Annotated in this window: 18 protein-coding genes; 6 read left to right on the top strand and 12 right to left on the bottom strand. The window is 64.4% G+C overall.

Annotation, left to right across the window (positions count from 1 at the left end; all coding sequences use genetic code 11):
* Positions 1-114 precede the first annotated feature (114 nt).
* The 6 genes from AC13FW_RS12025 to rpsU form a co-directional block, all read right to left on the bottom strand.
* On the bottom strand, positions 115-1101 hold the full coding sequence (locus AC13FW_RS12025; protein ID WP_482989202.1) for a bile acid:sodium symporter family protein: 987 nt from the start codon (positions 1099-1101) through the stop codon (positions 115-117).
* Between the two features lie 18 nt (positions 1102-1119).
* Positions 1120-1611, bottom strand: coding sequence for a protein tyrosine phosphatase family protein (locus AC13FW_RS12020; protein ID WP_482989201.1), 492 nt, complete (start codon positions 1609-1611; stop codon positions 1120-1122).
* Between the two features lie 20 nt (positions 1612-1631).
* A complete protein-coding gene (gene dnaG / locus AC13FW_RS12015) occupies positions 1632-3368 on the bottom strand; it encodes a DNA primase (RefSeq protein WP_482989200.1) in 1737 nt (578 codons plus the stop codon).
* A gap of 245 nt (positions 3369-3613) precedes the next feature.
* On the bottom strand, positions 3614-4513 hold the full coding sequence (locus AC13FW_RS12010; RefSeq protein WP_482989199.1) for a YihY/virulence factor BrkB family protein: 900 nt from the start codon (positions 4511-4513) through the stop codon (positions 3614-3616).
* Positions 4514-5274: 761 nt separating this feature from the next.
* Positions 5275-5721 (bottom strand): GatB/YqeY domain-containing protein, encoded by a 447-nt coding sequence (locus AC13FW_RS12005; RefSeq protein WP_282272614.1) that lies wholly within the window; start codon positions 5719-5721, stop codon positions 5275-5277.
* 144 nt (positions 5722-5865) lie between these two features.
* Positions 5866-6081 (bottom strand): 30S ribosomal protein S21, encoded by a 216-nt coding sequence (gene rpsU, locus AC13FW_RS12000; protein WP_002808376.1) that lies wholly within the window; start codon positions 6079-6081, stop codon positions 5866-5868.
* A 126-nt stretch (positions 6082-6207) separates the two neighbouring features.
* Between rpsU and tsaD the strand changes: the two genes are divergently transcribed.
* From tsaD to AC13FW_RS11975, 5 genes are all read left to right on the top strand, one after another.
* On the top strand, positions 6208-7239 hold the full coding sequence (tsaD, locus tag AC13FW_RS11995) for a tRNA (adenosine(37)-N6)-threonylcarbamoyltransferase complex transferase subunit TsaD (RefSeq protein WP_296246838.1): 1032 nt from the start codon (positions 6208-6210) through the stop codon (positions 7237-7239).
* Between the two features lie 82 nt (positions 7240-7321).
* Entirely contained in the window at positions 7322-7681 is a 360-nt protein-coding gene (gene folB, locus AC13FW_RS11990; protein WP_282272609.1) for a dihydroneopterin aldolase, read from the top strand.
* A gap of 116 nt (positions 7682-7797) precedes the next feature.
* Positions 7798-9051, top strand: a complete 1254-nt coding sequence (locus tag AC13FW_RS11985) for a mechanosensitive ion channel family protein (RefSeq protein WP_482989198.1) — start codon at positions 7798-7800, stop codon at positions 9049-9051.
* 548 nt (positions 9052-9599) lie between these two features.
* Entirely contained in the window at positions 9600-11774 is a 2175-nt protein-coding gene (locus AC13FW_RS11980; protein ID WP_482989197.1) for a glycoside hydrolase family 3 N-terminal domain-containing protein, read from the top strand.
* Positions 11775-12113: 339 nt separating this feature from the next.
* Complete coding sequence (locus tag AC13FW_RS11975) at positions 12114-12599, top strand: CcdC protein domain-containing protein (protein ID WP_296246841.1); 486 nt, start codon at positions 12114-12116, stop codon at positions 12597-12599.
* A gap of 137 nt (positions 12600-12736) precedes the next feature.
* Here the strand turns inward: AC13FW_RS11975 and AC13FW_RS11970 are convergent, their stop codons facing one another.
* From AC13FW_RS11970 to AC13FW_RS11945, 6 genes are all read right to left on the bottom strand, one after another.
* Complete coding sequence (locus AC13FW_RS11970; RefSeq protein WP_482989196.1) at positions 12737-13891, bottom strand: PQQ-dependent sugar dehydrogenase; 1155 nt, start codon at positions 13889-13891, stop codon at positions 12737-12739.
* Positions 13892-14031: 140 nt separating this feature from the next.
* Entirely contained in the window at positions 14032-15324 is a 1293-nt protein-coding gene (locus AC13FW_RS11965; RefSeq protein WP_482989195.1) for a dicarboxylate/amino acid:cation symporter, read from the bottom strand.
* Positions 15325-15377: 53 nt separating this feature from the next.
* Complete coding sequence (locus AC13FW_RS11960) at positions 15378-16160, bottom strand: L,D-transpeptidase family protein (RefSeq protein WP_482989194.1); 783 nt, start codon at positions 16158-16160, stop codon at positions 15378-15380.
* 17 nt (positions 16161-16177) lie between these two features.
* Positions 16178-17026, bottom strand: coding sequence for a MurR/RpiR family transcriptional regulator (locus AC13FW_RS11955; RefSeq protein ID WP_482989193.1), 849 nt, complete (start codon positions 17024-17026; stop codon positions 16178-16180).
* Between the two features lie 567 nt (positions 17027-17593).
* Positions 17594-18691 (bottom strand): dipeptide epimerase, encoded by a 1098-nt coding sequence (locus tag AC13FW_RS11950; RefSeq protein WP_282270746.1) that lies wholly within the window; start codon positions 18689-18691, stop codon positions 17594-17596.
* Positions 18688-20142 carry a C40 family peptidase gene (locus AC13FW_RS11945; protein ID WP_482989192.1) on the bottom strand — a complete coding sequence of 485 codons (1455 nt, stop codon included), beginning with the start codon at positions 20140-20142 and terminating at the stop codon, positions 18688-18690. The genes AC13FW_RS11950 and AC13FW_RS11945 overlap by 4 nt, the downstream gene beginning before the upstream one ends.
* 204 nt (positions 20143-20346) lie before the next feature.
* On the opposite strand from AC13FW_RS11945, the gene AC13FW_RS11940 reads away from it, so the two are divergent.
* Entirely contained in the window at positions 20347-21771 is a 1425-nt protein-coding gene (locus tag AC13FW_RS11940) for a transglutaminase-like domain-containing protein (protein WP_482989214.1), read from the top strand.
* Positions 21772-21777 lie beyond the last annotated feature (6 nt).

The raw sequence follows: 21777 nt of genomic DNA, 5'->3' as shown, positions 1-21777 counted from the left end.
TGGGGCGGGGTGGCCGGGGGTTGGCTACAGGTCGGCCCGCCCCATGCTCGGCAAGGGGCTCTACCGGTAAGGCCTCTGCCGAGCATGGCTCGGCACTACCAACTTCGGTGTCGATTATTGCTGCATTGTTTCAGCGCTCTGCTTCGCATACCGCTGCGCCACCATCGAGCAGACGATCAACTGGATCTGGTGGTAGATCATGATCGGCAACACGATCGCGCCGAGGCTGCCGCCGGCAAACAAGACCTTGGCGATCGGCACACCGGTGGCCAGGCTCTTCTTCGAGCCGCAGAACATGATGGTGATCTGGTCGGCACGGTTGAAGCCCAGCCGCCGTGCCAGCCAGGTGATGCCGGGCATGGCGATGGCCAACAACACAATTGCAACCAGCGCAGCAGCCAGCAAGGACAGCAGCGGGGTCTTGCTCCACAGGCCTTCGCTGACCGATTCGCCAAAGGCGGCGTAGACCACCAGCAGCACCGTGCCCTGGTCGGTGTAACGCAGCAGGCCGCGGCGCTTTTCGATCCAGCCACCAATCCACGGCCGCAGCAGATGCCCAAGTACGAAGGGCACCAGCAGCTGCAGCATGATCGCGCCGACCGCATGCAGCGGGTTGGCCATGCCGCCCTGCGAGCCGGCGAGCACGGTCATCAGCAATGGGGTCAGGAACACGCCGAGGATGCTCGACAGCGAAGCCGCGCACACCGCTGCCGGCACATTGCCACCGGCAATCGAGGTGAAGGCAATCGACGACTGCACGGTCGAGGGCAGGGCGCACAGGAACAGCACGCCGATGTAGAGCTCGGGTGTCAGCGCCCAGCCGGCCAGCGGCTTCATCGCCAATCCCAATAGCGGGAACAGCACGAAGGTGCAGGCCAGGATGGTGATGTGCAGGCGCCAGTGCAGCAGGCCGGCGACGATGGATTCGCGTGGCAGGCGCGCGCCATGCAGGAAGAACAGCGCGGCGATGGCGACATCAGTGAAGTGGTCGAAGCCCTTGGCGGCGGCGCCGGTAAGCGGCAGCACGCTGGCCAAGGCGACGGTGGCGAGCAGGGCGAGGGTGAAGTTGTCCGGTCGCAGTCGCGACCACCAGCGGGTCATGTCGGCAATGCCTCCTGATCAGGGTGTGGGTGTATCCAGCGCAGCGCGTGCAGCGGGCTCGAGTGAAGTCATGCCTGCATCGCGGCCGAACTTGAGTGCGTCCTCCACCGACGCGCCATTGATGCGTGCGTCGATCACCGACAGCAAGGCGCCAGCGCGGTTGGAGGAGGCGCAATGCAGCAGGGTCTTGCCGCTGTCCTGCTTGAGCAGGCGAGCCAGCGTGCGCGCGTTGGCGTCGGTGATGTCGCCGGCACCGGCGATGGGCAGGCGCACATAGCGCAGGCCGAGTTGTTCGGCCAAGGCGGCTTCGTCGTAGCCGCGATCTTCATCGGCGCGGCGCAGATCAATGACGGTAGTGACGCCATTGGCGGCAGCGTCGCGCAGCTGCTGCGCGCTGGGTTGGCCGGCTGTGATCAGGTCCGGGCGCGGCTGGCGCAGCGTCGCATCGCCAGCGTAGGCGTTGGCGGCGAGCAGCAGCGAGAGGAGCAGTGACAGGCGGTAGGTGTACATGCAGTGCTCCCTTGCAGATGTCAGAGGCGCAGGCTGGCGCGGGCCTTGAGCAGCTCGCGCAGTTCGTATTTGTCGGTGTCGTCCAGGCCTTGCTGGCGTTGTTTTGCCTGCAGCTCGTCCAGGCGCTGGGTCAGCAGTTGCTTCTCCAGCTGCAGTACGGCGTCCTGCAGTTCCTGCGCCCACATCGCTTCATCGCCGGGCAATGCCTGCGCGGCCAGCTTGTGCAATGCGGCCTGTTCTTCGCGCTCGTTGAAGTGTTCGAGCAGGGCGCCGGTGCTGATGTCGGGGCGCTGCTGCACCAGGTTCAACAACTCGACCAGCAATTCGATGCCCGGCAGGCGCAGGCCGCCGATGGCGTGGTGACCTTCCAGGCTCATTGCCAGCGAGGGCTGCTGCAGCAGGATGGCAATGGCTGCACGCACCAGGCTGCGCTTCTGAGCGGGAACCGCGTTGTTGCGCATCGGTGGCCGCGCTGCAGGCGCTGCGGCTGTTGCCGTGCTGCCGATGCCGGTCAGGCGCGCCAGCTCCTGCTTCATCAGGTCGCCGAAGGCGCCATCGGGAATCTGCGCCAGCATCGGCTTCGCTCGTTCGGCCAGGCGTGCCTTGCCGTCCAGCGTGCCGAGGTTGATCTCGCGGCTGAGTTCGTCGAAGAAGAACTGCGACAGCGGCGTGCCCTGCTTGAGCCGTGCATCGAAGGCGTCGGCGCCTTCCTTGCGCACGATGGTGTCCGGGTCCTCGCCATCGGGCAGGAACAGGAAGAAGGCCTGGCGGCCATCCTTCATGCGCGGCAGCACCGACTCCAGTGCGCGCCAGCCGGCACGGCGACCGGCGGCATCACCGTCGAAGCAGAAGTACACATCGGGCGCGTTGCGGAACAGCAGCTCGGCATGGTCGGGCGTGGTCGCCGTGCCCAGCGTCGCCACCGCCTGGGTGACACCGAACTGGAACAGGCTGACCACGTCCATATAGCCTTCAACCACGATCAGGCGTTCGATCTTCTGGTTGGCCTGGCGTACCTGCCACAGGCCGTACAGTTCCCGGCCCTTGTGGAACAGCGCGGTTTCCGGCGAGTTGAGGTACTTGGGGCCGTCGTCCTTTTCCATCACACGGCCGCCGAAGGCGATGACGCGGCCCCGGCGGTCGAAGATCGGGAACATCACCCGGTCGCGGAACTTGTCGTAGACGTGGCCGCGGTCGTTCTTGGAGAACAGGCCGACGCGTTCAAGCAGCTTCATGCGCCGCTCGTCCTTGCCCAGCGCGTCCTTCAGCGCGCTATAGCCATCCGGCGCATAGCCGATGGAGAAGCGCGCGCGGGTATCGGCATCCACGCCACGGCCATCGAGGTAGGCGCGGGCCTTGTCGTTGCCTTCCAGCTGCTTCTGGAAGAAGCGGGTGGCGGCATCCAGCGCCGAGTACTGGTCGCGGCTGTCGTCCTGCTGCTGCGGTGTGCGTGCGTTGGTTTCGCGTGGGATTTCCATGCCCACGCGCTTGGCCAGTTCGTCCACCGCATCGAGGAACTCGAGGCGGTCGTAATTCATCAGGAAGCTGATCGCGGTGCCGTGCGCGCCACAGCCGAAGCAGTGATAGAACTGCTTGGTCGGAGAGACCGTGAACGAGGCTGAGCGCTCGTCATGGAAGGGGCAGCGCGACGCGTATTCCTTGCCCTGGCGCTTGAGCGGCACACGTGAGCCCACCACTTCGACGATGTCGGTGCGGGCCAGCAAGTCGTCAATGAACGCGTCGGGAAGTCGGGCCATGCGGCAAATGAACAGCGCCGCCGGTTGGCGGGGCGCGATGAAAGGGGGGAAGGGGAGTGTACTAGGCTGGGCTGGCGCTGGCTGGCTGTTGGGCTTGATGGTTTTAAGTCAACGGTAAGAGCCACCCCTCCCCAGCGCTTCCCTTCGATGCGCGAAAGGGAGGGGGCAGAGCTCGCTCCCTCCCTTTGCCGTAGGCAAGGGGAGGGCCGGGGAGGGGTGCTTTGGCTCCAGCTTTTGTTCTGCCGTCAGTCCAAAGCCCCAGCATCAACTTCCTCAGCCGCCACCTTGCGCCGCGCATACGCCCGCTCATCGATCACCGCAGTGATCAGTGCGCCGCCAAAGAACACCACGCTGGCGTAGTAGATCCACACGAGCATGATCACCAGCGTGCCCATCGAGCCATAAGCACTGCCCGGCGCCGCGTTGGCGATGTACAGGCCAATCGCATAGCGGCCCAGGGTGAACAGCACGGCGGTAATCGCACCGCCGAGAAAGGCCTGGCGCCAGTCCACGGGTCGGTCCGGCAGGTAGTGGTAGAGGAAGGCAAAGCCCAGTGCGTACAACAACAGGGTGGTCACATAGCCCACCGCCGGCAGCGCCGAGGGCAGGTGCGAGAAGATCACCTGCAGGGCAGTGGTGGCCACCATCGACACGATCAGCAGGAAGCCCAGTGCCAGCACCACGCCGGCCGAGAACACCCGCTTCTTCAGCCAGCCGAAGATGCCTTCGAAGCGCTTGGAGTCGGTACGGAAGATCAGGTTCAAGGCAGCCTGCAGCTGGGCGAATACCACGGTGGCGCCGATGAACAGCAGGATCAGGCTCCAGATGCCGGCAAACGAGCCCAGGTCCGGCTGCTCGCTGGCATTGGTGATCACCGTGCGGGCGACCTCGGCGACGCTGGGGCCTGCCAGCGAGCTGATCTGCTCGATAAGTGTCTGTTGCGCAGGTGGGTACAGTGAGGCGGTCAGCCACAGCAGCAGGACCAGCAGCGGCGCCAGCGACAGCAAGGTGTAGAAGGCCAGTGACGCGGATTGGGTCATCACGTCGGTTTCGACGAAGCGGCGCACCAGCGCGGCCGGCAGGCTTTGCTGGAGCATCTCCAGCCGGGATTTGAGCGAATGCAGGGTGGAGCGGGTTGCAGGCATCAGGTAGGTCGCGTGAAGTCAGGGCTCTGTTCTAGCAAAGCCGGGCTTCGGGGCGGGTGAATGGGGCGGTCATCGGCGGCCAAATCGGCCCACACCTGTAGTGCCGAGCCATGCTCGGCAGGGGCTTTCCCGAAAATGCACAACAGATGTGGGAGCGGCGTAAGCCGCGAAGCCACATCCAGATCAGAAGCGGTGAAGCCAACCCCTCCCCAGCCCGCCCCTTGGCCTGCGGCCAAAGGGAGGGGGTAGTGCCGAGCCATGCTCGGCAGGGGGCTTCCCGGTAGTGCACGGAAATGCAGGAGCGGCGTCAGCCGCGAAGCCACATCCAGATCAGAAGCGGTGAAGCTCACCCCTCCCCGGCCCTCCCCTTGGCCTGCGGCCAAAGGGAGGGGGTAGTGCCGAGCCATGCTCGGCAGGGGTCTTCCCGGTAGTGCACGGAAATGCAGGAGCGGCGTCAGTCGCGAAGCCACATCCAGATCAGAAGCGGTGAAGCTCCCCCCTCCCCAGCCCTCCCCTTGGCCTGCGGCCAAAGGGAGGGGGGTGTAGTGCCGAGCCATGCTCGGCAAGGAGCTTTCCCGGTAATGCATGGAAATGCAGGAGCTGCGTCAGCCGCGAAGCCACGGGTCCCTCAGGTTGCGGACCGGCGGTGATTCCAGCGTTGCCAGCTTCGCGGCTTGCGCCGCTCCTACAAAAAAACAGAAGGGCAGAAACAACAAAGCCCGCACGTGGCGGGCCTTGTCGCACAACCTCGGCAGCTGAAATCAGCCGGCCAGCGCCTGCTTGACCAGCTTGGACACCAGGCCCATGTCGGCCTGTCCAGCCAGCTTGGGCTTGAGTACGCCCATCAGCTTGCCGATGTCGGCAGCGCTGCTGGCGCCGGTTTCGGCCTTGGCGGCGGCGATGGCGGCCTGGATCTCGGCTTCGCCCATCTTGGCCGGCACGTAACGCTCGATGACCACGATCTCGTCGCGCTCGACCGATGCCAGGTCTTCACGGTTGGCTGCTTCGTACTGGGTGACCGAGTCCTTGCGCTGCTTGACCATCTTGTCCAGCACGGCAATCACGTCGGTGTCGGTCAGCTCGATGCGCTCGTCCACTTCGCGCTGCTTGATGGCGGCATTGATCAGGCGGATCACGCCCAGCGAGTGCTTGTCGCCGCTCTTCATGGCGGCCTTCATGTCTTCGGTCAGCTGTTGCTTCAGGCTCATGGAGCACCTCTTTGGGTCGGGAATATGGGGGAGAGACGTCAGCATTGCTGGCGTCTGGAACGCAAAAAGCCGGCTACGCTTGCGCGTGCCGGCTTTCACCCCAGTACGGAAGGCCGGAGCCCCCCGTTCAGGAGTTGCGTACGATCAGTACAGGCGCTGACGCTTGGTGACGTCGCGCGAGGAACGACGCAGCTGGCGCTTCACGGCTGCAGCAGCCTTGCGCTTGCGTTCCTGGGTCGGCTTTTCGTAAAACTCGCGCTTGCGGGTTTCGGCCAGCACGCCGGCCTTTTCGCAAGTGCGCTTGAAGCGGCGAAGAGCAAACTCAAAGGGCTCGTTCTCGCGGACTTTAACGCTGGGCATGGAATCTCCGGGGACTCTGTAGAAAAACCGGGACACACCCGGTGAGCCGCGCATTATAGTCCCTTTGCGCAGACGTGCAACCCCCGCGATTTGGCTGGGGCGTCAGAGAGGTCCACAATACGCCTTATGAAAGTCCTTGGCATTGAATCATCCTGCGATGAGACGGGCGTAGCCGTCTACGACACCTCGCTTTCCGGGGCGGCCGCGCTGCGTGCGCACGCCGTCTACAGCCAGATCGCGCTGCACGCCGAATACGGTGGCGTGGTGCCGGAGCTGGCCAGCCGCGACCACGTGCGCAAGACCTTGCCGCTGATCCGGCAGACCCTCGACGAGGCGGGCATCGCCATCTCCGAGATCGAGGGCGTGGCCTATACCGCCGGCCCTGGGCTGGTCGGGGCGCTGCTGGTCGGGGCCGGTGTGGCCCGTTCGCTGGCTTGGGGCCTGGATGTGCCGGCCATCGGCGTACACCATATGGAAGGCCACCTGCTGGCGCCGCTGATGGAGGACGACCCGCCGGAAGCGCCGTTCGTGGCCTTGCTGGTCTCCGGCGGCCACACCCAGCTGATTGCCGTGGACGCCATCGGCAAGTACCGCTTGCTCGGCGAGACATTGGATGATGCCGCCGGTGAGGCCTTCGACAAGACCGCCAAGATGATGGGCCTGCCGTACCCGGGCGGGCCGCAGCTGGCCAAGCTGGCCGAGATCGGCACCCCGGGGCGCTACAAGTTCACCCGGCCGATGACTGATCGGCCGGGGCTGGACTTCAGTTTCTCCGGCTTGAAGACCCAGGTGCTGATGGCCTGGCGCGACAGCGACCAGACCGAGCAGACCCGCGCCGACATCGCCCGCGGCTTCGAGGATGCGGTGGTCGACACGCTGGTGATCAAGTGCGGCCGCGCGCTGGATGCGGCCGGCTGCGACGTATTGGTGGTGGCCGGCGGCGTCGGCGCCAACAAGCGCCTGCGTGCCAAGCTGCAGGACGATGCCCAGCGTCGTGGCGGCAGGGTCTGCTTCCCGCGTCCGGCACTGTGCACCGATAACGGCGCGATGATCGCCTTCGCCGGTGCCCTGCGCCTGCAGGCCGGCCAGCACGGCCCGGCCGAGATCAAGGTGACGCCGCGCTGGGACATGGCCTTGCTGCCGCCGCTGCAGGGCTGAAAAGCAGGCTTGCCGTGCTCGTCCACGGCAGGCTCAGTCTGCTGCCGTTACCATGTCGTATTCATTCAATGCGACAGATGCAATGGACAAGGTATTCATCGAAGGGCTCGAGATCGACGCCCTGATCGGCATCTACGACTGGGAGCGGCGCATCCGCCAGACCCTGGTGTTCGATCTTGAAATGGGCTTTGACAACCGCAAGCCCGCCGCCAGCGACGACATCGTCGACACGCTGAACTACAAGGCAGTCAGCAAGCGCCTGATGGAATTCGTGCGCGCTTCTGATTTTGGCCTGGTGGAAACGCTGGCCGAGCGCTGCGCGCAGATCGTTCTGGACGAATTCAACGTGCAATGGCTGCGATTGAAGCTGAGCAAGCCCGGCGCGGTGCGCGGTGCGCGAGCGGTTGGCGTGATCATCGAGCGTAGCCGCACTGACGTCTGAGCCTGTTGTAATCCGGTCGCGCGCACTGCGGTGCGCGGCCTGAGTCATGCCTGTCCGATCAAGCAATGCGCTTGGACAGGTTGTTTCTGCGGTACGAGTAAAAGGAGAAGTGCACGATGGCGGTAATGGGAATTCGTTGGTTGGATCAGCTGGAGAACATGCTGGCGCCGTACCCGATGGCCTACCCGGCGGTGGTGCTGGCGGGATTGCTGCTGGTGGCATGGCTGGCCAACTTCGTCACCAAGCGCATCCTGTTGAGTGGGCTGCGTTCGATGATCGAGCGCTTCTCCGGTCCCAACCACAACGCCAGGCAGCCGCTGCGGGTAATTGCACGGCTGTCCAATATCGTGCCATCGGTGGTGCTTGCTGCGGGTTTGAGCATCGTGCCGGAACTGCCGCCAGGTCTGGTGAATGGTCTGAAGGCGCTGTGTCATGCGTGGACGGTGCTGACCATCGCGATGGCGGTGTCGCATGCGCTTGATGCCTTCAACGATTTCTACGAGCGGCGCGCCGATGCCCGCAACAAGCCGATCAAGGGCTATCTGCAGGTCGTCAAGATCGTGGTGTTCGTGTTTGCCGGCCTGTCGATCGTGGCGATCCTGGTCGGCGTGGAGCTGTTGCATCTGGTCACCGGCCTGGGCGCGGCCACGGCGGTTTTCATGCTGATCTTCCAGGACACCATCCTGTCGCTGGTGGCCAGCGTGCAGATCAGTGGCGATGGCCGCGTGCGCATCGGCGACTGGATCGAGATGCCCAGCCAGAATGCTGATGGCGATGTGATCGACATCGCGCTGCACACCGTCACCGTGCAGAACTGGGACAAGACCGTCACCACTATTCCGACCAAGAAGCTGGTCACCGAGTCGTTCAAGAACTGGCGCGGCATGCAGGAATCAGGCGGACGCCGGATCAAGCGTTCGATCTACCTGGACCAGCACAGCGTCCGTTTCCTCGATGCGGGTGGATTGGAGCGGTTGGGCCAGCTCGCGTTGCTGGATGACTATCTGGCGGGCAAGCAGCAGGAGTTGCAGCAGTGGAATGCGGAGGTGGCGCAGGCGCATCCGGAACCGGTCAATGCGCGTCGGCTGACCAACCTGGGCACCTTCCGTGCCTATGTCGAGCTGTACCTGCGGAACAACCCCGGCATCCATCAGGACATGACCCTGCTGGTGCGGCAGATGGCGCCGACCCCGCAGGGCCTGCCGCTGGAGATCTACTGCTTCACCTCCTCAACCGCCTGGGCCAAGTACGAGGCCATCCAGTCGGACATGTTCGACCACCTGCTGGCGATGCTGCCGGAGTTCGGTTTGCATGTGTTCCAGGAATCCAGCGACGCCATGCTGATGACTGCCCGCGAGCAGCGCGCCTGACCCACCTGTAGTGCCGAGCCATGCTCGGCAGGGGGCTTTCCCAGCGAAAGGCCCCCTTCACCCCAACCCCCGCTTCGCGCCCCGGCCCTTGCGCCGGCGCAAGGGCGTTCAAGAGGGCAGCGAACCGATGGTTCGCAAACTGCCCCTCTTACCCCGCGCGCGGAAGAGGGGCTGAAGCGGTAGTGCCGGGCCATGCTCGGCAGGGGGCTTTCCCAGCGAAAGGCTGCTCTCACCCCAACCCCCGCCCAGCGCCCCGGCCCTTGCGCCGGCGCAAGGGCGTTCGAGAGGGCAGCGAACCGATGGTTCGCAAACTGCCCCTCTTACCCCGCAGGCGGGAGAGGGGCTGAAGCGGTAGTGCCGAGCCATGCTCGGCAGGGGGCTTTCCCAGCGAAGAACCACCCCTCCCCAACCCTCCCCTTGGCTTTGCCAAAGGGAGGGGGCGTGATGCTGAGCATGGCTCGGCACTACCGCTGAAGCCATGCGGCAGCCGCTTCACACTTGTAGCGCTAGAATCACTCGCTTGAAATCGTTTACATGAAGGACTGCCGGTGGCCCCCGACCGCATTGAATCCCTGATTTCCCGCATGACCGTCGACGAAAAAGTCGGCCAGCTCAGCGTATTCGCCGACATGGTCCGGCCGTTCGTACCGGACGTGAACCCGGAGGCCAACGTACGTAACGCCGAGCAGGTGCTGGAGCAGGTGCGTGCTGGCCGGGTCGGCTCGCTGTTCAATGGCGTCGGTGCCGAGCTGGGCCGGCGCATCCAGCAGGTGGCGCTGGAGGAAAGCCGGCTGGGTATTCCGGTCATCCTCGCCTCCGATGTGATCCATGGCATGCGCACCGTGTTCCCGATCCCGCTGGGTGAGGCCGCCAGCTTCGAGCCGGACCTGGCCCGTCGCACTGCTCGCGCTACTGCCATCGAAGCGACTGCCGCTGGCATCCACTGGACCTATGCACCGGCGGTAGATATCGCCCGCGACCAGCGCTGGGGACGCGGTGCCGAAGGGGCGGGCGAAGACGTGGTGCTGGGCTGCGAATTCGCAGCCGCGCGCGTGCGCGGCTTCCAGGGCGACGACCTGACTGCCGAAGACTCGCTGCTGGCCACGCCCAAGCATTTCGCTGCATACGGTGCGGTTGCCGCAGGCATGGAATACGCGCAGGTGGATATCTCGCCGCAGACCTTGCGCGATGTGCACCTGCCGCCGTTCAAGGCGGCGTTGGATGCCGGCGCGTTGTCGCTGATGAGTGCCTTCAACGACATCAACGGTGTTCCGGCCAGCGCCAATCGCGCGCTGCTGACCGATCTGCTGCGCAAGCAATGGAAATTCGAGGGCGTGGTGGTTTCCGACTACACCGCCGACATGGAGCTGATCGCCCACGGTTATGCTGCCGATGAAGTGGATGCCACTCGCAAGGCCTTCCTCGCCGGGTTGGACCTGAGCATGCAGAGCGGTTTCTACGACCAGCATCTGGCCGGGCTGGTGCATGCAGGTGAAGTGCCGATGGCGGTGCTGGACGAATCGGTACGCCGCATCCTGCGTTTGAAGGACGCCATCGGTCTGTTCGACAACCCCTACCGTTCGCTGGACCCGGCGCGCGAGGCTGACCAGTCGCATATCGCAGAACACGACGCATTGGCGCGCGACACCGCGCGCCGCTCGGTGGTGTTGCTGAAGAACGAAGCCGAGTTGCTGCCGCTGAAGAAGCAGGGCCAGAAGATCGCCCTGATCGGCCCCTTCATACAGGACCGCGACAACATCGAAGGTTGCTGGACCTTGTTCGGCGACAAGTCGCGTTACGTCACCCTGGAGAGCGGCGTACGTGCTGCTCTTGGCGATGCTGCGGCATTGGAAGTCGTGGCGGGCTGCGGTTTGGAAGAGCCGCTGGAAGGCGGCATCGAAGCCGCGGTCGCCGCCGCGCAATGTGCCGATGTGGTGGTGCTGGCAGTCGGTGAACCGCAGCGCTACAGCGGTGAAGCGCAATCACGGGTGGAGATCACCTTGCCGCCGGCACAGCAGGCATTGGCCGAAGCCGTTGCCGCCACCGGCACGCCGCTGGTGGTGCTGCTGCGCAATGGTCGCGCGCTGGCGCTGCAAGGTGCGGTGCGTGATGCGCAGGCTATTGCGGTTACCTGGTATCTGGGCACGCAGAATGGCCATGCGCTGGCCGACATCCTGTTTGGCGACTACAGCCCGTCGGCGCGATTGCCGGTGAGTTTCCCGCACGCCTCGGGCCAGCAGCCCTATTTCTACAGTCATCCCCGTACCGGCCGACCCGAACTGCCGACCATGTCGGAATTCAAGGCGCGCTGGCGCGAGTTCCCGAACACGGCTTTGTATGCATTCGGTCACGGCCTTGGCTATGCGCGCTTTGAATATGAAGCACCGCGCCTGAGCACGCTGCAGTTGGCTTGGGATGGTGAGCTGGTGATCCGCACCACGCTGCGCAACATCAGTGCGGTGGCGGGTGAGGAAGTGGTGCAGCTATACGTGCATGATCGCGTCGCCAGCCGGGTACGGCCGGTGCGCGAGTTGAAGGCATTTCGTAAGGTTGATGTAGCTGCCGGCGACTCGGTGGACGTTGAGTTCCGTCTGGACCGACAGCAGCTGGCGTTCACTGGTGTGGACGGTGATTACACCGCCGAGCCTGGGCTGTTTGATGTGTGGGTATGCGCTTCGTCGGTGAGTGGGGATGCCGTCAGCTTTGAGCTGCTGGGCCCCTGATTCAAACCGATATATGCGAGGTAAGCTTTGCTTCCGGTAGTGGGGGGGGCGGGGCGGGGGGGGGGGGGCCCGGCCTGGGGGGGGGTGGGGCTCTCCGGGGCCCCCCCCCCCCCCCCCCCCCCCCCCACTACGCTCCCTCCCTTGCGCCGCAGGCGTAGGGGAGGGTTGGGGAGGGGTTGGCTTTTGAAGCTTTGCCGATAAACCCCATGCCGGGCATGGCTCGGCACTACAGGTGGGGCTTTACCGGTAAGGCCCTGCCGAGCATGGCTCGGCACTACGGATGTCTGGTTTATTGTCAGCTTCGCGGCTTACGCCGCTCCTACAACACGGGGACGCTTCATGCCTGCTGCATTGCCTGTCTACATGCCTTGGTTGATGACGGCTGGTTTCGGCTGGTTGTATTACCGGCGTATCCGTCGCCACTTCGGCTGGCAGCCATGGCGCCCCGTTCGTAACGGCTTCCGTATCGGTCTACTGTCGTTGGTGAGTGCTGCGTTGGTAGCTGCGGCGATATATATCCCGCATGTCGCGTTGGGGATTGTTGCCGGCGCTGTCGCCGGGCTTGGACTGGGCGTGTTCGCACTCAAACACACGTTGATCAGTCCACGCGATGGGCAGGCCGGCTACACGCCGAATCCGTGGATCGGCGGTGGCTTGGCAGTATTGCTGATCGGACGCTTGGCCTGGCGCTGGTATGGCGGCGCTTTCAGCCAGGGCATGGGCGCGGGCATGGGCAATGCCAGTCCGTTGACCTTGGCGTTGGCGGCGGCCTTGATCAGTTATGGATTGGTGCAGGCGGTAGGCTTGGCGATACGCCTGCGCTGATATCGGTAGTGCCGAGCCATGCTCGGCATGGGCCTTGGCAGTATCGCTTCATCTGTAGTGCCGAGCCATGCTCGGCAAGGGACCTTACCGGTAAAGCCTCTGCCGAGCATGGCTCGGCACTACAGGAAGCGGAAGCGTCAGCCTGCCTTCGGCGTCAGCTTCAACAGCTTTGCGTTGGCACCATCTTCCAGCAGCCACAGCGCGCCGTCCGGGCCTTGCTCCACCTCGCGGATGCGGTTGCCCATGTCAAAGCGCTCGGCTTCGTGGGCCTTGTCGCCATCAAAGGCGACGCGCACCAGCGACTTGGATGACAGTCCGCCGATGAAGCCGCTGCCCTGCCACTGCGGGAACTGCTTGCCGTTGTAGATGATGAAGCCGGCCGGCGAGATCACCTGCCGCCAGGTCACCACCGGGGCGATGAATTCCGGGCGGGTGTCGTGATCGGGAATCGGGCGGCCGTCGTAATGGTCGCCATTGGAGACGATCGGGTAGCCGTAATTGCCGCCGCGCTGGATCAGGTTCAGCTCGTCGCCGCCCTTCGGACCCATCTCGTGTTCCCACAGCTTGCCGTTGCCGTCGAAGGCAATACCCAGCACGCTGCGGTGGCCCAGCGACCACACCTGGTCCGCCGGTGAGCCCTGCGCCACGAACGGGTTGTCGGCCGGCACGCTGCCATCGTCGTTTAGGCGGATGATCTTGCCCAGGTTGGTCTTCATGTCCTGCGCCGGGTCGAACTTCTGCCGCTCGCTGGAACTGATCCACAACTTGCCATCCGGGCCGAAGGCCAGGCGATGCCCGTAATGGCCGCGGCCGGTGACCTTGGGCGTCTGCCGCCAGATCACCTGCGCATCGCTCAACGTGCCGCTGCCATCGGCGTTCAATATCAGCTTGGCGCGGGCGACGGCGGCACCACGGGTATCGTCCTCGCCATCTTCGGCGTAGCTGTAATAGACCAGCCCATTGCTTGCGAACTGCGGATGGGCCAGCACGTCACCAAAGCCACCCTGGCCGCCGTAAGCCACGGTCGGGACGCCGCTGATGGTGCCGCGCTTGCCACTGGCGGGGTCGAAGTGGACCAGCTTGCCGGCCTTCTCGGTGACCAGCATGCTGCCGTCGGGCAGGAAGGTCATTGCCCAGGGCTCATCAAAGCGGGCCGTTTCGGTGGCGGTGAACGGCCATTGCGCGGGCTTCACCGCGGCTTCGGCGGCCGGGTCGGGATCAGCGGCGCAGGCGCTGGTGAACAGGGCGGGGGCCAGGGCCAGGCTCATGCTGAGCAGGAGGGTACGGGGCATGGAGGTCTCCGGAAGCGGGGTGCGATACCAGTGCAGGGTTGTACACCATGGCGGCGGACGCTGCCTACGGCACGCCGCCGCTGCCGCCGCAGGAATGATTGAACGCCACTCCCGCCTATGGCGGGAGTGGTTGCAGGCAATCAGCTGTCGCTGGTTTGATCCTGTTCCGGGTGCTGCGCCGTGTGCCGGGCAACGATGCCGGTGGCGGTAACGCCGCCAGTGGCATTGCCGATTGTGCAGAACACATCGGGAATCGTGTCCACCGCCAGCAACACGCCCAGCGGTTCCACCGGCAGGCCCAGGCTCTGGGTGATCGGCATGTTGTTGGTCATGAAGTTGGCCTGTCCGGGCAGGCCGGTCGAGCCCATGCTGATCGCTGCGGCCAGCAAGATGGCCACAGCGTACTGCGAAGCATGCACGTCCATGCCGTACAGCCAGGCGATGAAGCTGGCCACGGCGATGTACTGCGCCGGGCTGGTAATGCGGAACAGCGATACCGCCATCGGCAATACCAGCGAGGTCAAGGCAGGCGGGTAGCCCAGGCGATTGCGCGCGCTGTCGATCATGGCCGGCAGCGAGGCCAGCGAGGACTGCGTGCTGCCGGCAATCACCTGTACCGGCACCAGTGCCCGGGCAAAGCGGCCGAACGGTTCGCCGGCAGCGAAGCGGGCAACCAGGTACAGCAGCAGGGTGATCAGGATATAGATCACGCACATCAGCACGATGTAGTAGCCAAGCACGCCGATGATGCTCATGCCCACTTCAGCGCAGACCACGAAGACCAGCGCGAACACGCCTACCGGCGCCGCCCACAGCACCCAGCGCACGATGGTGATCATGGTGTCGGCGATGATGCGGATGATGTCCAGGATGCGGTCGCGGCGCTCCGGTTCCTGCCGGCTCAGCGCAAAGCCGAAGAACATGGCGAAGGCCACCAGCGGCAGCATCGCGCTGGAGGCGGCGGCGGCAAGTGCATTGCTGGGAATGAGCGAGCTGATCCACTGCGCGGCACTCAGCGGCGTGGCCGCGGTTGCCGGCGAACGCAGCGCATCGCGGAAGGCCTGGATGTTGTCTGCATCGCGCGGCAGCAGGTCCAGCAGGAACGGGGTGATGACGGCCGAGAACGCGGCCGAGCCGACCAGCAGGATCAGGAACACGATGATCGCATTGCGCGCCGTGCGTCCCGATGCCGCCGCATTGCTGGCGGTATTGACGCCAACGATGACCAACGCGGTAACCAGCGGCACCACCGTCATCTGCAGCGCATTGAGCCAGAGTCGGCCGATTGGCCGCAGCACGTCGGCGATCTTCAGTGCGAGCGTCTGGTCATAGGCGGTCAGTGCCAACCCGACGATGGCGGCCAGCACCAGCGCGATCAGCACCTTGACCGGTGCCGAGACCTTGGAAGATTTTGCGGGTGCGCTGTCGGTCATGAAGGGATGGCTTGGCTAAAGAGAAGGGAAGATGCCCGGAACCGGACAAATGCTCAACGAGTAGTTTCTGAAAGTGCAGGCAAACCCCAGCTGCGCTGCAGCCGCTGGTACTCGGCGTCGGGCAGCAGCACGAACAGCGGCTTGGCCTCGGGTGACAGCCATTGGAGCAAGGCCGACATGCGCTCCGGCTCCATCGCGGTGCAGCCAGCGGTCGCCTCGCCAGGCTGGCGCCACAGGTGGGCGAAGATGCAGCTGCCCTGGCCCGGCACCGCAGCAGGGTTGTGTTCGATGACGAAGCCTTCGCGGTAACGACGGTCGCCGTTGTTGTGCAAGTCCAGGCGCATGGCCTCGGTCGAACCCTTCACCGCGGCTTCGCCGACCTTGGCGGCATCGACGATCTGGTTGTACAGCGGCGAGGCCGGTACATCCATGCAGTAGCTGCTGGCCAGCATCGGCTGGTAGGGCATGGCGCTGGTGATGTGCTCGGCATAGCCGAACGCCGGGCCGATGTTGAAGATGCCGGCCGGGCTGCGGCCATCACCTTCCTGCTTCTGCGGGCCATCCTTCTGCTGCGGATGGACGCCTATGCCCCAGGCGCTGCCGCTGCGGCCGAGGCTGACATCGAAGCTGGCGTTATGAGCCTTCCAGCCGTTTTCGGTACGTTCGAATGCATGCAGATGACCGTTGGTCGCATCCCAGTTGGGCGCGGTGACGACGATCAGCTGGCGGGCACTGTGTACAAGAGTAGCGAGTGGCGAGGCGAAGCTGACTGGTGCGATGACCATCAACACGCAGCCCAGCAGGTGTCGGACGTTACGTTGGAACGAGATGAGCATGGCGACGGTTCCCGAGGTCAGATGTCGATCAGGTGCTGGATGCGTTCCTGGTTCAATGCCAGCTGTCGTTGCCGATCAGGATTGGTCTGGCACAGCAGCACGAACACGAAATCCAGCAGGTATTGCAACGAGCTGCGATAGAGCAGCTGCGCGATGGGTGGTTGCGGATCATGCGCGCAGATGGCCAACGAGGCATCCGCATGCGCGCGCAGTGGATTGGCGGTGTGGCGGGTGATCGACACGACTTTGCCACCGACTTCCTGGAACTGCCGCGAGAGCTGCCATAGCTGCGGCAGCTTGCCGAACTCGGAGAACACCAGCAGCACGTCGCCGGGGCGGGCGGCGGAGAGGTTGGCAGTCATCAGGATGGGATCGGCATGTTGCACGGTGAGGATGCCCAGCAGCGACAGTCGCATGGCGAACTCGCGCGCGTACAGGCCGTCGTCGCCCAAGCCGTAGATGAAGACTTTGGGTGCATTGTCGACCAGTGCGATGACGGCTTCCACGTCGGCCTGCGCGTTGGCGGCCATGGTTTCTTCTTCGGCAGCGGCTTTGGCGCGGCGCAGGGTTTCGGCAACCAGCAGGTAGCCGCCGGGTTGGTTCTCCGGCGGCCAGCTGGTGCTTTCACCATTGCCGGCAGCGGCGACGGCGGCGCCTACCGAGTATTTCAAGTCTGGATAGCCTTTGAAGCCGAGTTTCTGGCTGAACTTGACCACGCTGGACTGGCTGATATCCAAGGCATTGGCCAGCTGCTGCGAGGAGTAGTCGCGCAGCAGGTGTGCATTGTCGAGGATGAAGTCGGCGATGCGCCGTTCGATGGCCGACATCTGTTCGCGTTCGGAGCGGATTTTTACCAGAGGTGGCATGGGCGTATGGGTGTTTATCTGCTGAGGACTTTAAGGGATAGCGCAAGCAAGCGGAGCAATGTTTCGCCCCCTCCCTTGCGCGCAGCGCAGGGGGGCGGGGAGGGGGAACTGTTGCTTCTGCTGTTGCTGTTGCTCCAGCCCCCTCCCTTGCACGAAGTGCAGGGGAGGGTTGGGGAGGGGTAGCAGTTGCAGTTGCTCCGGCTCCTGCCGTTGCTCTTGCTCCACCGGGTCCCCTTCCGCAGCGGAGGGGACCCGGTGGGGCAAAAGCTGGAGCAACAGCAATAGCCGGAGCAACAGCAATAGCCGGAGCAGAAGCGGGAGCAGAAGCAGAAGCTACCCCTCCCCGGCCCTCCCCTGCGCTGCGCGCAAGGGAGGGGGCAACAGCAACAGCAACAGCAGAAGCAGAAACAGAAGCAGAAGCAGAAGCAGAAGCAGAAGCCAGGTTCATGCGTTGGTAGGGGTACTCCTCCCAAAACAAAACAGCACCGGGCTTTGCCGGTGCTGTTGTTTCCACATGCGCGACCACGGCGGCGGCAACCGAGGAGAGACCGGTTGCCGCCTGCGTGATCACGGCTTGATCATCTCCAGCCCGCGGACCTCGATGATGCCCAGGCCGGGTGCGTCGGTGATGCTGATCTCCGATTCGTTGAAGATCACGCCGCCCACCACCGGATTGAACTGGCTCAACGACGGCCCATCCAGATCCACCTTGCTGATCGCGCCGGACTTGGCCACGCCAAGATGCACCGCCGCCGCCACACTGATGCTGGACTCCAGCATGCAGCCGATCATGCATGGCACGCCGTACAACGAGGCAATGTCGGCAATCTTGATCGCGTTGGAGATGCCGCCGGTCTTCATCAGCTTGATGTTGATGATGTCGGCTGCACCCTGCTGGATCAGGTCGAAGACCTGGTGCGGACTGAACACGCTTTCGTCAGCCATCACAGGCGTATTGACGCGCTCGGTGACGTACTTCATGCCAGCGATGTCTGCAGCCTTCACCGGCTGTTCCAGCAGTTCCAGCACGACGCCAGCGTTCTCCAGCACATTCATCGCATACACCGCCTGCTTGGCGGTCCAGCCCTGGTTGGCATCAAGGCGCAGCAGGGCGCGGCCTTCGACGGCGGCGTGGATGGCCTTGACCCGCTCGATGTCCAGGCCGATGTCCTTGCCCACCTTGATCTTCAGCGACTCGAAGCCGCGCTCCACCGCCGATAGTGAATCGGCCACCATCTTGTCGATGTAATCGACGCTGATGGTGATGTCGGTGGTGATCACCGGGTCGCCGCCGCCAAGCATCTGGTACAGCGGTGCCTTGTGCAGCTGTGCCCACAGATCGTAGATGGCGATCTCCACCGCCGCCTTGGCGCTGGTATTGCGCTCCAGCGAGGTCTGGATCAGCCCGCAGATGCGGTTGAGGTTGCTGATGTCCTCGCCGATCAGGCGGGGTTTGATGAAGGTGTTGATGGCCTCGATGATCGAGCCGTGGGTGTCGCCGGTGATCACCGCAGTGGCCGGCGCCTCGCCGTAGCCGGTGTTGCCGGTGTCGGTGCGCACCATCACCACGATGTCTTCCACCGTTTCCACGGTGCGCAACGCGGTTTTGAATGGGGTTTTCAGCGGCACGCGGAGCATGCCAAGTTCGATGTCGGTGATCTTCATTTGGTGTCTTGCAGGCGGATGCGCTGGATGTTGGTCATGCGGTCGATGTAGCTGACGGTGTCGCTGGCCATCATCGGCTGCAGCGGGGTCACCGATACGCCGTTGAGGCTGGCATGCACGCGCTTGCCGCTGGCGTCGAACCAGCTGCCACCGGAAGTATCGTGGATCACCCAGGTCATGCCATTGGCTTCACCGAGCATCATCATCACGTGGCCGGGGATGTAGATCAGGTCGCCGACCTGCAGTTTGGCGATCGCATCACTGCGCTTGGCCTTGCTGTCCTTGTCGGTGAAGGGCACGCGGTTCAAGGCCGGGCTGATTGCCTGCGCGCTGGTATTGCGCGGCAGCAGCACACCGAAGCTGCGGTAGATCTCCGAGACAAAACCGCTGCAGTCGCGGGTGTCGTAGGAGTGGCCCCAGCCATAGCGTTCGCCGAGGAACTTGAAGGCCTGGGTGATCAGGTTGGCCTGGGTCAGCGGCAGGTAGTCGCTGGCCGATTCCTGCGTGCGTGGCAGCAGCGCAGGCACCAGCGCCAGGCTGCCGTCGTCATTGCGCACCGGCAGCTGGATCACATGGCCACCATGTGCCTGCTGGCCGTTGACCGGGTCCATCACCGGCCAGTCGGCCAGCAGCGGTACGCGCACGCCCATTTCCAGTTGCAGGTCGGAGACGCGTGGCTCTTCCGGGGTGTGTGCGGTGAAGGCCTTGCCAGCAGTGATCACCCGGTACGGACCGGTGGCGCCGTAACCGAAGACCTGTTCGGCGCTGCCGACACCGACGAAGCGCTTCTCCATCCACGCCGCATAGCGCTCGCTGGCGACGAACACCCACTTGCCGTCTGCACTTTCATGCAGCACCGCCACCGCGTCGCCGGGGAACAGCGCAGATTCCTGGAAGCGGTCGATATCGGTATCGCCCTGGCTGCTGAATACGCGCAGCTCGGTGGGGAAGGCACGAAGCGCGGCACGGTGCACGACCAGGCCGTATTGGATCGGGCGGCTGGCCGGGATCGCGTCCAGGCCGAGGTTGGCGGTCACCGCCTGTAATTGGGCCGGCGTGACCTGCTTGCCGTGCACGTCGTACAGAGCGCGGGTCGGGGCCTTGGAGATGCCGGCGATCTGCTCGCGGACCAATACTTGTGGCAGTAGCGCGGGCAGCTTGTGCAGGTCGATGATGGAGGCATCGAGCTGGCGCATGCGCGCGTTCTGCGCGTCGATGGCGGCGCGATCCAGGATCGCGGCGTCAGCGTTGGGTAGCCTGCTGATCCAGGGCTGCGGCGTCAGCAGGGCTTCCTCGAGCCCGATGATGCCTGCGTAGCCCGGCGCGACCGTTGCAACCGGTGGCGGCGACAGCGCAAAAGCCGGCCCGGCGCACAGCGCCGTGGCAAGGATCAAAGCCCGCGCAAGCGGGGCAAGGCGTCGGCGCTGGGACAGCGGCGGCAAAGCAAGCATTGGGAAGCTCCCCTCGTTGATGCTCAGGAATATTTATTCCTTTCGCCGTCGAAAGCAAGAATAAATTATTGACCGGCTATCGGGTGCGTGTTACACAGCGTTAACCACCCTGCACGTGGAAGTGTTGCCGTGGCATCAAACGCCGATTCTGCCCGCTTTGCCTGCGTCCCGTTCGCCCGCACGGTCCTCGCCTCTGCCTTGTGCATGAGCGTGGCCTGGATTGCCTATGCCGGTGAGGCGCCATTGACGGCGCTGCCCGGGTTGACGGCGCGTGTGGACCGTGGCGATTTTGCTGGCGCGCAGGCCGAGATCGACAAGGCACTGGCAGCACCCGGCACCGATGCCGACAGTCGCGCCGCCTACCTGTTCCAGCAGGAACGCATGCGCCGCATCCGCCTGGATTTCACCTTGGACGAAGTGCAGGCCAAAGCCGCGGTGCGCAGGTCGGTACCGGATCTGCGTGATGAAGAATTCAAGGCCTGGGATGACGCCGGCCTGATCGAGCACCTGGATATCGACGGCCAGCGCCGCTGGTTCAAGCGCGCACCGAACAATCTGTTCCTGTTCAGTGCCGAGGCCTCCAACCGGCGGTCGCCGGACAAGCGGGTTTCCCGCCCGGGTCCGTATGAGCGGCTGGGCTCGCACCATATCGAGGTGATCAAGGCATCGGAGCAGAGCGGCCAGACCAGCATCAGCCCGCGGCGGGTGCGCATCACCCAGTCCATCAAGGTCGACGCCGATGCGGTGCCGGCGGGGAAGACGGTGCGTGCCTGGCTGCCGTATCCGCGGTCCATACCCGGCCAGCAGGACAACATCCAATGGCTGTCCAGCGTGCCGCGGGGCGCGCAGATCGCACCCGAAGACACGCTGCAGCGCACCGCCTATCTCGAGCGCAAGGCCGTGGCCGGCACTCCCACCGAGTTTTCGGTGAGTTACGAGCTCACCATCTCCGCGCGTCGTTTCATCATCGACCCGGACAAGGTGCTGCCAACACCGCGGGACCCAGCGCTTGCGCCGTATCTGGCCGAGCGCGCGCCGCATGTGGTGTTCACCCCCGCCATGCGGGAGTTCTCGCGCAAAGCGGTGGGCAATGAAACCAATCCCTACCGCGTCGCCAAGAAACTGTTCGATGCGGTCGACGCGATTCCGTGGGGCGGCGCCCGCGAGTATTCGACGATCAGCAATATCTCCGACTACGCGCTGCATGCCGGGCATGCCGACTGTGGCCAGCAGACCTTGCTGCTGATCTCGCTGCTGCGCATGAACGGCATCCCGGCGCGCTGGCAGTCGGGCATGGTGTATTCGGACAACGAGGTCGGCTACAACAACCTGCACGATTGGGGCGCGCTTTATCTTGCGCCCTATGGCTGGGTGCCGATGGATGTAAGCACGGGCGCACTGGACAGCGACCAGCCCGAACAACGCAATTTCTATTTCGGCGGGCTGGATGCCTACCGCATCGCGTTCAACGATGACTACTCACGCGCGTTCGTGCCTGCCAAGCAGCACTTCCGTTCGGAGACCGTTGATCTGCAACGAGGTGAGGTTGAGTGGGAAGGGGGGAACCTTTACTTCAACCAGTGGCAATACGACTTCCAGTCGCAGGTTCTGGCGCCGGAGTCCAAGTAATAGAAC

The sequence above is a fragment of the Stenotrophomonas sp. 21LCFQ19 genome (assembly GCF_056861425.1).
This window is presented reverse-complemented; position numbering and strand designations above follow the sequence as displayed.